Here is an 11,254-nt window from a genome sequence, read left to right as displayed (position 1 = left end):
CGCTCAGCGGAAGGCCTGCTCGCCGGTGAGGGCCTGCCCGATCGTCAGCGCGTGCATCTCGCTCGTGCCCTCGTAGGTGAGCACCGACTCGAGGTTGTTGGCGTGCCGCATCACGGGGTACTCCAGCGTGATGCCGTTGGCGCCGAGGATCGTGCGGGTGGTGCGGGCGATCTGCAGGGCCTCGCGGACGTTGTTGAGCTTGCCCAGGCTGATCTGCGCGGGGGCCACGCCCCGGGTGTCCTTGGCGCGGCCCAGGTGGAGGGCGAGCAGCAGCGCCGTGGAGTACTCGACCGTCATGTCCGCGAGCTTGGCCTGGGTCAGCTGGAAGGCGCCGATCGGCCGGTCGAACTGGACGCGGGTGCGGGCGTAGTCGATCGCGGTGAGCAGGCAGTCGCGCGCGGCCCCGACGGCGCCGAAGACGATGCCGAAGCGGGCCTCGTTGAGGCAGCCCAGCGGGCCCTTGAGGCCCTGCACGCCGGGCAGCTCGGCCGAGGCGGGCAGCCGGACGCCCTCGAGCACCAATTCGCTGGTGACCGAGGCGCGCAGCGACATCTTGTGGTGCACCACGGTGGCGGTGAAGCCCGGGGTGCCGGTCGGCACGACGAAGCCGCGTACGCCCTCGTCGGTCTGCGCCCAGACCACGGCGACGTCGGCGATCGAACCGTTGGTGATCCACATCTTGGAGCCGTCGAGCACCCAGTCGGACCCGTCCTTGCGGGCGCGCGTCCGCATACCCCCGGGGTTGGAGCCGAAGTCGGGCTCGGTGAGCCCGAAGCAGCCGATCGCCTCGCCGGTGGCCATCCGGGGCAGCCAGGTGGTCTTGTGCTCCTCGCTGCCGTAGGCCCAGATCGCGTACATCGCCAGCGAGCCCTGGACGCTGACGAGGGAGCGGACGCCGGAGTCCCCGGCCTCCAGCTCCAGGCAGGCCAGCCCGTAGGCGGTGGCGCTGGTCCCGGCGCAACCGTAGCCCTCCAGGTGCATCCCGAGCAGCCCCACCCTGCCCAGCTCGAGCGCCAGCTCGCGGGCGGGCAGCTCGCCGGCCTCGTACCAGCCGGCCACGTGCGGGCGGACGTGCTCGTCGACGACCTGGCGGACGGTCTCGCGGACGGCGCGCTCCTCGTCGTCGAGGAGGGAGTCGAGGTCCAGGAGGTCGTCCGGGCTCACGGGCTGCGGCAGGCGGCGGATCGAGGTGGTCACGCGCCGAACATACCGGGGGAGGGGCACGCGGCCGACGTGGGAGGGGCGCAGACGTGGGAGGCCCCTGAAGAACGCGAAAGCCGCGGGGGCATCAGGGCAGCCCCGCGGCTTCTCGCCGTGGCCAGGGGCGGGGTCGAACCGCCGACCTTCCGATTTTCAGTCGGACGCTCGTACCAACTGAGCTACCTGGCCAGAGTAGTGATCGGCGTGGTCCAGACCTCTCGGTCTGGACCACGCCGCACTCTCTGCGACCCCGACGGGACTCGAACCCGCGACCTCCGCCGTGACAGGGCGGCGCGCTAACCAACTGCGCCACGGGGCCTCGTTTTCAGGCGAGGCCTGTGTACCCCCAACGGGATTCGAACCCGTGCTACCGCCGTGAAAGGGCGGGGTCCTAGGCCACTAGACGATGGGGGCCTATCCGTTGAGGACGTGGAAGAGCATACGGGCAGAACGCCGCAACTTCCAAAACCGGGGTCCCGTTGGCGTCTTTGTGCAGGTCAGGGGCTTGCGTCCGGATCCGCCCAGGCGAGCAGCCGCTCCAGCGGCCAGGTGTTGACGACGCGCTCCGGGGGCACCCCGTGGCGCTCGGCCCGCTCGCAGCCGTAGTCGAGGAAGTCGAGCTGTCCGGGGGCGTGCGCGTCGGTGCTGAGCGCGAAGAGGCAGCCGGCGTCGACCGCCAGCCGCAGCAGCCGCCCCGGAGGGTCCTGGCGCTCGGGGCGGGAGTTGATCTCGACCGCCGTGCCGGTCTCGGCGCAGGCGGCGAAGACGGCCTCGGCGTCGAACTCGCTCTCGGGCCGCATCGCCGAGCCCGAGCGGGCGGCCCGGTCGCCCCTGCGCGGCATCACGCGCCGGCCGGTGCAGTGGCCCAGGACGTTGGTGAGCGGGTTGCGCACGGCGGCGACCATCCGCCGGGTCATCGCCTCCTTGTCCATCCTGAGCTTGGAGTGGACCGAGGCGACCCGCACGTCGAGCTCCGCGAGCAGGGCCGGCTCCTGGTCGAGGCCGCCGTCGTCGAGGATGTCGACCTCGATGCCCTTGAGCAGCCGGAAGGCGTCGCCGACGTGGGCGTTGACGGCGTCGACGACGGCGAGCTGGCGCCGCAGCCGGGCGGCGGTGAGCCCGTGGGCCACGGTGAGGCGGGGGGAGTGGTCGGTGAGCGCGAGGTAGTCGTGGCCGAGCTCGAGCGCCGAGGCGACCATCTCCTCGATCGGGGAGCCGCCGTCGGACCAGTCGGAGTGCGTGTGCAGGTCGCCGCGCAGCAGCGCCCGCAGCTCGCGCCCTCCCTCGGCCAGCGGCCCCGTCGCGGCGGCCTCCAGCTCGGCGAGCTTGTCGGGCACCTGCCCGGCGACCGCCTGGGCGATGACGGCCGAGGTCGACGGCCCGATGCCCGAGAGCTCGGTCAGCGTGCCGTCCTGCGCCCGGCGGCGGACCTCCTCCTCGCCGAGGGGGAGCAGGACCTTCGCCGCGTTGCGGTAGGCCTCGACGCGCCTGCTCTCGGCGCGGCTGCGCTCCAGCAGGAAGGCGATGCGGCGCAGGGCGTCGACGGGCTCGATGGTCATGCTCCGACCGTAGTCCGGCGGCCTACGCTGTGCGCCATGGTTCCCGACGTGCGCGCCGCCCGGCTGCGCGAGCTCGACCCGCTCACCCTGCACGACCTGCTGCGCCTGCGCGTCGACGTCTTCGTCGTCGAGCAGGAGTGCGCCTATCCCGAAGTCGACGGTCGCGACGCCGAGCCGGGCACCCTGCACCTGTGGCTCGAGGTCGACGGCGCCCCGGTCGCCACGCTGCGGCTCCTCGAGGGGCCGGGCACGGCATACCGGATCGGGCGGGTGGCGACCGCCCGCGACCACCGCGGGCAGGGGTATGCGGCAGCGCTCGTGGAGGAGGCGCTGCGGCGCACCGCCGACGCCCCCGTGGAGCTGGACGCGCAGACCTACCTGGAGGGCTGGTACGCCCGCTTCGGCTTCCGCCGCACCGGCCCCGACTTCGTGGAGGACGGGATCCCGCACCTGCCGATGCGGCGGGAGCCCTGAGTCAGCGCTGCCGGTCGCGCAGCACCTCGGGGATCTCGGGCGACTCGGCAGCCTCGTCGCGCGGGCCGCGCAGGGACTGACGGAGGAAGTCCTCGCCGAGGTACTCCAGCGCCAGGCGGCCGAGCACCTGCTGCTCGGTCACCGTGCGCTCGGAACGGCTGCGGCCGAAGAAGCTGACCGCCCAGTGCATCAGCGTCGTGACCTGGGTCTTGAAGCCGATGATGTAGAAGAGGTGGACCGCCAGCCAGGCCAGCCAGGCGGGGACGCCGGTGAGCTCGATCCGGTCGCGCTTCATGACCGCCCGGAAGCGGGAGATCGTCGCCATCGAGCCCTTGTCGTGGTAGACGAAGGCCTGCCCGGTCTCCTTGCCGCGGAGCCGGCGCAGGATCTGGTCGGCGGCGTGCCGGCCGGTCTGGATGGCGCCCTGGGCGACGCCCGGTAGACCCTCCATGCCGACCATGTCGCCGACCACGAAGACCTCGGGGTGCCCCGGCAGCGTCATGTCCGGGTTGGGGGTGATCCGGCCCGCGCGGTCGAGCGGGGCACCGGTCTGCTCCGCCAGCGTGCGGGTGAGCGGGTTGGCCTTGACGCCGGCCGCCCACACCTTGGTGGTGGCCTCGATGCGCTCCCGGCGGCCCTCGCGGTCCTCGACCACGAGACCGTCGGCGTCCACGTCGACGACCTTGGCGCCGAGGCGCACCTCGATGCCGAGCTTCTCCAGGCTGCGCCGGGTCTTGCCGGCCAGGTCCTCGCCGAAGCTGCCGAGGACCTGCTCGGCGGCGTCGAGCAGCACGACGTGGGCGTCGGAGGGCTTGATGTGCCGGAACTCCTTGGCCAGGGTGCGGCGCGACATCTCGATGAGCTGGCCCGCCATCTCGACCCCGGTCGGGCCGGCCCCGACCACGACGAAGGTGAGCAGGCGGCGGACGCGGTCGTGCTCGCCCGCGGCGGCCGCCATCTCGGCCATCTCGAAGGCGCCGTAGATGCGTCCACGCAACTCGAGCGCGTCGTCGATGGTCTTCATGCCGGGGGCGAACTCGGCGAAGTGGTCGTTGCCGAACCACGACTGGTCGGCGCCGGCCGCCACGATCAGGCTGTCGTACTCGAAGGTGCTGACCCGGCCGATGGTGTCAGCGGTGACGACGCGGGCGTCGAGGTCGATGTCGGTGACCTCGCCCAGCAGCACCCGGGCGTTGTGCTGGGTGGCCAGCACGTCACGGGTGGCGGGGGCGATCACGCCCTCGGAGAGGATGCCGGTGGCCACCTGGTAGAGCAGCGGCTGGAACAGGTGGTGGGTGGTGCGGGCCACCATCGTCACCTGCACCTCGGGGGCGTCGAGGCGCTTGGTGGCGAAGAGGGCGCCGAACCCCGACCCGATCACGAGGACGCGGTGCGGCCGGTCGGGGGTCGTGGGGGTGGTCGGGGGCTGGGTGCTCATGACTGTTTCAGCGCTTTCCGCGGCGACAACCTTCCTGGTACGACGACGTTACGTGGATCACGCGGCCCGCGCCCGCCGAAGGGCGGGCACACTGGGCGGTATGACGAACCTCGAGGCCGCCCCGGACGAGCGGGTCTGCGGCGGGCAGGAGCCGCCGGCGGGCGCCACGGTGATCGAGCCGCGCCTGGTGCCTCTGGGCGGGCCGCGCGCGATGACGGTGCGCCGCACGCTGCCCTCGCGCGGGCGGACGATGATCGGGGCCTACTGCTTCCTCGACCACTACGGCCCGGACGACGTCTCCGAGACCGGCGGCATGGTCGTCCCGCCGCACCCCCACACCGCGCTGCAGACCGTCACCTGGCTCTTCAGCGGCGAGGTCGAGCACCGCGACAGCACGGGCGCCGTGCTGCGGGTGCGTCCGGGCCAGCTCAACCTCATGACCGCCGGCCACGGCGTGTGCCACAGCGAGGTGTCCGTGACGGGGCCCGGCGCCCCGACCACCCTGCACGGTGTGCAGCTGTGGACCGCGCTGCCGTCCGGGAGCACCGACGTCGCGCCGCACGTGGACCGGCACGACGCCGAGCCGATGGCGGTCGACGGTGGCGTGGTCAGCGTCTTCCTCGGCGAGCTCGGGCTGGCGGACGGTCGGGTCGTGTCCTCGCCGGTGCGCACCTACACCCCGCTGCTCGGGGCCGAGGTGCGCCTGGAGCCGGGGGCCGTCCTCACGCTTGGCCTGGACCCGTCCTTCGAGCACGGGGTGCTGCTCGACCGCGGCGAGCTGGAGGTCGACGGGACGGCGCTCGCCCCGTCCGCGCTGCTGCACACGGCTCCCGGGCGCAGCACGACCACCCTGCGCGCCGGCGCCGAGGGGGCCCTGCTCGTCCTGCTGGGCGGTCCGCCCTTCGGCGAGCAGATCGTCATGTGGTGGAACTTCGTCGGGCGCTCGCACGAGGACGTCGTCGCCGCACGCGAGCAGTGGCAGGCCGAGCTCGGGCACGACCCCCACGGGCGCTTCGGCTCGTTCGACTACCCCGGCGGGGAGTCGCTGCCCGCCCCCGTGCTGCCGCACGTGCGGCTCCGGCCGCGCACCTGAGGTCTCCCCGGGGATGCCCGAGATCCTGCTGATCGACAACGTCGACAGCTTCACCTACAACGTCGCCGACCTGCTGCACCGCGTCGCCGGGCAGGCGCCCGTCGTGTGGCGGCACGACCGGCGGGCGACCCTCGAGGAGCTGACCCGCTTCGACGCGATCGTCGTCGGGCCCGGTCCGGGGCGTCCGCAGGTGCCCGCGGACATGGGGCTGTCCGACCTGGCCCTGCGCCAGGACGCCGTCGCGGTGCTCGGGGTCTGCCTCGGCCACCAGGGCCTGGCGCACCTGCACGGCGCCGACGTCGTCGAGATGGCGCTGCCGCGGCACGGGATCGTCAGCGAGGTCGAGCACGACGGCACCGGCCTGCTCGAGGGCGTCCCCAGCCCGTTCCGGGTGGTGCGCTACCACTCCCTCCAGGTGGTCGACCGGCTGCCGGGCGCCCTCGTCGCGCGGGCGTGGGCGGCCGACGACGGCGCGCTCATGGTCGTCGAGGACCGCACGTCCCGTCGCTGGGGCGTCCAGTTCCACCCCGAGTCGGTGCTCTCCGAGCACGGCGAACGGATCGTCGCCAACTTCCTGCGGCTCGCCGGCGTGCCGGACCTGCCGACGGGCACGACCGAGGAGCCGGCCGACACCCCGGTGGGCGTGGACGACGACCCGACCTGGCACGCGCCGGCCGGACCCGGTCGAGAGGTGCGCGTCGCGGCGCGCCGCCTGCCCGGGCCGGTGGACCCGTGGGCGCTGCGGGAGCGGCTGGTGGGCGACTCCCCGACGTCGATCTGGCTGGACGCCTCCGACGGGTCCGGCTGGTCCCTGGTCGCGGACTCGACCGGCCCGCTGGCCTCCGAGCTCGTGCACCGCGTCGGGGAGGACCCTCCGCTCCTGGACCGGCTCGACGCCGGGCTGGCCGCCTGGCGGCTCGTGGGGTCGCCGGAGCTGCCCTTCCCGTGGCGGCCCGGCTGGGTCGGGCACCTGGGCTACGAGCTCAAGGCGGAGACGCTCGGCGTGGCCCCCGCCCACCGGGCGCCGTGGCCCGACGCCTGGCTGACCTTCGCCGATCGGGGCGTCGTGGTCCTGCCGGACGCGGCCGAGGTCTGGGCGGTGTGGCTGGAGCCGCTCGACGACGAGGCCGTCGCGGGGCGGCAGCGGGCGTGGGCCGAGGACGTCGCGGAGGTCGTCGCCCGGTCCCGCCCGGGGGCGCGTGCTCCTGAGGTCACGGCGCCCCGCGCCAACGCCGACCCCGCCCGCTCCGTGCGAGCGCGCCCGCGGGACGACGCTGCGGCATACCTGGCGAAGGTGCGGACCTGCCAGGAGGAGATCGCCCGCGGGGAGTCCTACGAGATCTGCCTGACGACCACCTGGTCGGCGCGGGGGGACGTCGACGAGGCCGCCCTCTACCGCGCCATGCGGGAGGTCAGCCCGGTGCCCCACGGCGCCTGGCTGCGCACCCCGCACGGCAGCGTGCTGGGGTGCTCGCCGGAGCGCTTCGTCTCGGTCGACGCCTCCGGCCGGGTCGAGGCGCGCCCGATCAAGGGGACCCGCCCCCGGGGAGCCACGCCCGAGGAGGACGCCGCGCTCGCCGCCGACCTGGCCACGGCCCAGAAGGACCGCGCCGAGAACCTCATGATCGTCGACCTGCTGCGCTCCGACCTGCACCGCGTGTGCCGCGCCGGCAGCGTGCACGTCCCCGAGCTCTGCGTGGTCGAGACCTACGCGACCGTGCACCAGCTCGTCTCCACCGTGCGCGGCCAGCTGGTCGAGGGGAGGGGGCCGACGGACGTGCTCCGGGCCTGCTTCCCGGGCGGGTCGATGACCGGCGCCCCCAAGGTGCGCACGACCGAGATCCTCGACCGGCTGGAGGGCGCGGCCCGCGGGGTCTACTCCGGTGCCATCGGGTGGATCGGGCTCGACGGCTCGATGGACACCTCGATCGTCATCCGCACCGCCACCTGGGAGCCGGGTCTGGTCACCTTCGGGGTCGGCGGGGCGGTCACCGCCCTGTCCGACCCGGAGCAGGAGCACGAGGAGATGCTCACCAAGGCCCGCGGGGTGCTGCGTGCCCTCGAGCGGGCCGCCGCGTCGGCCCCCTGAGGATCAGGGCGGGGTATGCCTTCAGTCGGGCTGGTCGAGGCCACGGACCCGCAGGTGGGTGGCCGTCTGACCGGACACGCCGCCGAGCGTGACGACGACCCCCTCGGGGCCGCGCGACCAGCCCGTCAGGACCACCGCGTGGCGCTCGTGGAGGGCGCGGGCGACCCGCGCCAGGCCGCCGTCGAGCCCCGCGACGAGCAGGGTGGTGCCGTCGGCCATCCGCAGCCGGCCGACCTTTTCGAGGGGGCCGCGGTCGACGGCGCGCACCGGCACGCGGCGCCCGACCAGCCCGGGCAGCAGGACCGCGAGGCGGTCGGCGATCGCACGCTCCGCCTCCTGCTCCCAGGCCCGCTCGGGGCCCCCGGACTCGGACGGCACCCCTCCAGTGTCGACCGTAGGCTGGGAGGATGACCAACCAGCCGATGCTCGAGCTCAACAACGGTGTCCGGATCCCGCAGGTCGGGTTCGGCACCTTCCAGGTGGACGAGGCGGAGACGCAGCGCGTCGTGGAGACCGCCCTGGAGAGCGGCTACCGCCATATCGACACCGCCGCCGGCTACTACAACGAGGCCGGGGTGGGCGCCGCCCTGCGTGCCAGCGGCCTGCCCCGCGAGGACGTCTTCGTCACGACCAAGCTGCGCAACGGCGACCAGGGCTTCGACGCGGCCCTGAGGGCCTTCGAGGCCAGCCGGAAGGCGCTGGACGTCGACGTGGTCGACCTCTACCTCATCCACTGGCCGGTGCCGACCAAGGGCCTGGCGCCCGAGACCTGGCGCGCCTTCGAGAAGCTCTACGCCGAGGGTGCCGTCCGCGCGATCGGCATCTCCAACTTCCTGCCCGAGCACGTGGCCGAGCTGCTCTCCGTGGCCGAGGTCGTCCCCGCGGTCAACCAGATCGAGGTCCACCCCTCCTTCCAGCAGCCCGACGCCCAGCGCGCCTCCGTCGAGGCCGGCATGGTCGTCGAGGCCTATGCACCGATCGGCCAGGCGGCCGACCTGGACCTGCCGGTCGTGGTCGACCTCGCGGAGCAGCTCGGCGTCACGCCCGCCCAGGTCGTGTTGCGCTGGCACCTCCAGCAGGGCCGCGTGGTCCTGCCCAAGTCGGTGACGCCGGAGCGCATCGCCACCAACATCGACCTCTTCGGCTTCGAGCTCGACGAGGCCCAGATGGCCGCCGTCACCGGTCTGGACACGCAGGAGCGGATGTTCCCCGACCCGCGGACGGCCGAGTTCACCCAGATGCGCTGACGACGGCATACCTCGCGCACGCGAAGGACCCCCACCGCTCGTCCGAGCGGTGGGGGTCCGTGGCGTGGTCGGGCCGTGGGGCCCGGGCGCGGTGCCTCGGTCAGGCGGCCTTGATCGCCGAGATCTCGAACTCGAGGACGACCTTGTCGGAGACGAGGAAGCCACCGGTCTCGAGGGCGGCGTTCCAGGTCAGGCCGAAGTCCTTGCGGCTGATCTCGGTGGAGCCCTCGAAGCCCACGCGGACGTTGCCGAACGGGTCCTGGGCGGAGCCGAGGAACTCCAGGTCGAAGCTCACGGGACGGGTGACGTCCTTGACGGTCAGGTCGCCGGTGACGCGCAGGGTGGTGTCGTCGGCCGCGGTGACCTCGGTGGAGCGGAAGGTCAGCGTCGGGTAGGTCTCCACGTCGAAGAAGTCCGCGGAGCGCAGGTGGCCGTCGCGGTCCGCCTGGCGGGTGTCGATGCTGGCGGCCTGGATGGTCACCTCGACCGAGGCGCCCTCCAGGTCCGGGCCGGTGGTGGCGGTGCCGGAGACCTCGTTGAAGGCGCCGCGGACCTTGGTCACCATCGCGTGACGGGCCGAGAAGCCGAGACGCGAGTGCGCCGGGTCGATGGTGTAGGTGCCGGCGAGGTCGCGAACGGTGGCGGTGGTGGTCTGAGCGTCGGTCATGGGTTCCTCCTGGGAACGGGGGGTGGTCGTTGATCCGTCAACAACGTTAGAACGCAAGTGCATGACGTGTCAAGTACCTGCTAGGGTGGAGTCATGTCCGAGACCGAGGTGCCCTGGCTGAACGAGCGTGAGATGGCCGTCTGGCGACGCTGGCTGCGCGTGCAGACCGAGCTGCCGGCCGCCCTAGGTCGTGCCCTGGCGCAGGACAGCGAGCTGTCGCTCCAGGACTTCGAGACCCTCGTCGTGCTCTCCGAGGCGCCCGACGAGCGGCTGCGGATCTCCGCACTGGCCGACCAGATGGACTGGGAGCGCAGCCGGCTCTCGCACCACCTGCGCCGGATGGCCGCCCGTGGGCTGGTCGCCAAGCAGGACTGCCAGGAGGACGGCCGCGGCTCGTTCGTCATGCTGACCGACGAGGGTCGCGCTGCCCTCGAGGCGGCCGCGCCCGGGCACGTCCGCGCGGTGCGCGGCATCTTCCTCGAGGGGATGACCGACGACGAGCTGGAGCTGCTCGGCACCTTCCTCTCGCGGGTGCTGGAGCGAGCCTCGGTCTGACCGCGGAGGTCGCCTCCGGCCGAGCCTCGTTCGGTGGCCCGCACCCCTTGGTCTTTGTGCAGCCGCAACATACACTGGCCGCCGGCGTCTGTGGGCGCCCGAACGACGACCTCGATGGAGAGACCGTGACGAGCAGTTCCCGTGCAGCCCGTGCCGCTGCGCTTCCCGTGACCGTGACCATCGTCGGCGTGCTCCTGGCGGGGTGCACCGGCGACGCCGCCGACGCCGGGCCCACCGGCCAGGCGGCCCCCACCGGCCGCATCCTGCAGGGCGGTGCTCCCGGTGAGGCCAACACCACGTTGACCGCGTTCCCGGAGATGCCCGACCTCGTCGTCGAGGAGGACCTGGACTTCCTGCGCGGCATGCTGCTGCACCACGCCCAGGCGCTGGAGATGACCGCCCTCGTGCCCGAGCGCGGCGCGAGCGAGGAGGTCGCCCTCTTCGCCGAGCGGATGCAGCTGTCCCAGGAGGGCGAGATCGAGCTGATGCAGGACTGGCTGCGCGAGCGGGGGGAGCCGGTCTTCGACCTCGGCTCGCCCGGCGGTCACGCGCACGGCGACGGGGAGCCGATGCCCGGCATCCTCACCGACGCGCAGATGGCCGAGCTGCGGGCGGCCGAGGGCGAGGAGTTCGACACGCTCTTCCTGCAGTACATGTACATGCACCACGAGGGCGCACTGGTCATGGTCGACGAGCTCTTCACGGCCGAGGCGGGGCAGGACTCCTGGGTCTTCAACATCGCCAAGGAGGTCGACTCCGACCAGCGCATCGAGATGGACCGGATGCTCGCCATGCTCGCGGAGCGGGGGGCGCAGCCCTTCACCATCGGGGGCTGAGCCGCAGACGAAGGAACGGGGCGCCCGTGGTCCGGAAGGACCGCGGGCGCCCCGTTCGTCGTGAGGCCGGCGGTGACGGGGCCGCAGGGCGACCCC

At 73.2% G+C, this 11,254-nt stretch carries 11 protein-coding genes and 3 tRNA genes; 6 read left to right on the top strand and 8 right to left on the bottom strand.

The features are described from left to right. Positions 1 to 3 precede the first annotated feature (3 nt). The 5 genes from FB476_RS14050 to FB476_RS14030 form a co-directional block, all read right to left on the bottom strand. Positions 4 to 1,197: an acyl-CoA dehydrogenase family protein gene (locus FB476_RS14050; RefSeq protein ID WP_238329808.1), complete on the bottom strand. Its 1,194-nt coding sequence runs from the start codon at positions 1,195 to 1,197 to the stop codon at positions 4 to 6. A gap of 118 nt (positions 1,198 to 1,315) precedes the next feature. After that, positions 1,316 to 1,389 (bottom strand) — tRNA-Phe (locus FB476_RS14045). 56 nt (positions 1,390 to 1,445) lie between these two features. Beyond that, a tRNA-Asp gene (locus tag FB476_RS14040) sits at positions 1,446 to 1,519 on the bottom strand. A gap of 22 nt (positions 1,520 to 1,541) precedes the next feature. After that, positions 1,542 to 1,614, bottom strand: a tRNA-Glu gene (locus FB476_RS14035). Positions 1,615 to 1,697: 83 nt separating this feature from the next. Beyond that, positions 1,698 to 2,759: a PHP domain-containing protein gene (locus tag FB476_RS14030; protein ID WP_141820489.1), complete on the bottom strand. Its 1,062-nt coding sequence runs from the start codon at positions 2,757 to 2,759 to the stop codon at positions 1,698 to 1,700. Between the two features lie 36 nt (positions 2,760 to 2,795). Between FB476_RS14030 and FB476_RS14025 the strand changes: the two genes are divergently transcribed. After that, positions 2,796 to 3,233: a GNAT family N-acetyltransferase gene (locus tag FB476_RS14025; RefSeq protein ID WP_141820486.1), complete on the top strand. Its 438-nt coding sequence runs from the start codon at positions 2,796 to 2,798 to the stop codon at positions 3,231 to 3,233. A gap of 1 nt (position 3,234) precedes the next feature. On the opposite strand, the gene FB476_RS14020 is transcribed toward FB476_RS14025, so the two are convergent. Further along, positions 3,235 to 4,671 (bottom strand): NAD(P)/FAD-dependent oxidoreductase, encoded by a 1,437-nt coding sequence (locus tag FB476_RS14020; RefSeq protein ID WP_141820484.1) that lies wholly within the window; start codon positions 4,669 to 4,671, stop codon positions 3,235 to 3,237. 100 nt (positions 4,672 to 4,771) lie between these two features. On the opposite strand from FB476_RS14020, the gene FB476_RS14015 reads away from it, so the two are divergent. Next, a complete protein-coding gene (locus FB476_RS14015) occupies positions 4,772 to 5,764 on the top strand; it encodes a pirin family protein (protein ID WP_141820482.1) in 993 nt (330 codons plus the stop codon). A 13-nt stretch (positions 5,765 to 5,777) separates the two neighbouring features. Further along, a complete protein-coding gene (pabB, locus tag FB476_RS14010; RefSeq protein ID WP_141820480.1) occupies positions 5,778 to 7,853 on the top strand; it encodes an aminodeoxychorismate synthase component I in 2,076 nt (691 codons plus the stop codon). A 21-nt stretch (positions 7,854 to 7,874) separates the two neighbouring features. Here pabB and FB476_RS14005 read toward each other — a convergent pair whose 3' ends face one another. Next, a complete protein-coding gene (locus FB476_RS14005; RefSeq protein WP_141820478.1) occupies positions 7,875 to 8,231 on the bottom strand; it encodes a hypothetical protein in 357 nt (118 codons plus the stop codon). Positions 8,232 to 8,260: 29 nt separating this feature from the next. Between FB476_RS14005 and FB476_RS14000 the strand changes: the two genes are divergently transcribed. After that, the gene (locus tag FB476_RS14000) at positions 8,261 to 9,100 is read left to right on the top strand and encodes an aldo/keto reductase (RefSeq protein WP_141820476.1); all 840 of its coding nucleotides are present in this window, start codon (positions 8,261 to 8,263) and stop codon (positions 9,098 to 9,100) included. Between the two features lie 100 nt (positions 9,101 to 9,200). On the opposite strand, the gene FB476_RS13995 is transcribed toward FB476_RS14000, so the two are convergent. Continuing rightward, positions 9,201 to 9,767 (bottom strand): YceI family protein, encoded by a 567-nt coding sequence (locus FB476_RS13995; protein WP_141820474.1) that lies wholly within the window; start codon positions 9,765 to 9,767, stop codon positions 9,201 to 9,203. 93 nt (positions 9,768 to 9,860) lie between these two features. On the opposite strand from FB476_RS13995, the gene FB476_RS13990 reads away from it, so the two are divergent. Then, the gene (locus FB476_RS13990; protein ID WP_238329806.1) at positions 9,861 to 10,322 is read left to right on the top strand and encodes a MarR family winged helix-turn-helix transcriptional regulator; all 462 of its coding nucleotides are present in this window, start codon (positions 9,861 to 9,863) and stop codon (positions 10,320 to 10,322) included. 167 nt (positions 10,323 to 10,489) lie between these two features. Next, positions 10,490 to 11,158: a DUF305 domain-containing protein gene (locus FB476_RS13985; RefSeq protein WP_141820472.1), complete on the top strand. Its 669-nt coding sequence runs from the start codon at positions 10,490 to 10,492 to the stop codon at positions 11,156 to 11,158. The last annotated feature ends 96 nt before the right edge of the window (positions 11,159 to 11,254 follow it).

Source organism: Ornithinimicrobium humiphilum, assembly GCF_006716885.1.
GTDB lineage: Bacteria > Actinomycetota > Actinomycetes > Actinomycetales > Dermatophilaceae > Ornithinicoccus > Ornithinicoccus humiphilus.
The sequence above is the reverse complement of the archived record's forward strand: the minus strand, read 5'-3'. Positions and strand labels throughout refer to the sequence as shown.

Excerpts from the sequence above, each read along its gene's own strand:
- FB476_RS14025 (WP_141820486.1), top strand. The coding sequence starts at position 2,796 with ATGGTTCCCGACGTGCGCGCCGCCCGGCTGCGCGAGCTCGACCCGCTC.
- FB476_RS13990 (WP_238329806.1), top strand. The coding sequence starts at position 9,861 with ATGTCCGAGACCGAGGTGCCCTGGCTGAACGAGCGTGAGATGGCCGTC.
- FB476_RS14030 (WP_141820489.1), bottom strand. The coding sequence starts at position 2,759 with ATGACCATCGAGCCCGTCGACGCCCTGCGCCGCATCGCCTTCCTGCTG.
- FB476_RS14015 (WP_141820482.1), top strand. The coding sequence starts at position 4,772 with ATGACGAACCTCGAGGCCGCCCCGGACGAGCGGGTCTGCGGCGGGCAG.
- FB476_RS14000 (WP_141820476.1), top strand. The coding sequence starts at position 8,261 with ATGACCAACCAGCCGATGCTCGAGCTCAACAACGGTGTCCGGATCCCG.
- FB476_RS13995 (WP_141820474.1), bottom strand. The coding sequence starts at position 9,767 with ATGACCGACGCTCAGACCACCACCGCCACCGTTCGCGACCTCGCCGGC.
- FB476_RS14020 (WP_141820484.1), bottom strand. The coding sequence starts at position 4,671 with ATGAGCACCCAGCCCCCGACCACCCCCACGACCCCCGACCGGCCGCAC.
- pabB (WP_141820480.1), top strand. The coding sequence starts at position 5,778 with ATGCCCGAGATCCTGCTGATCGACAACGTCGACAGCTTCACCTACAAC.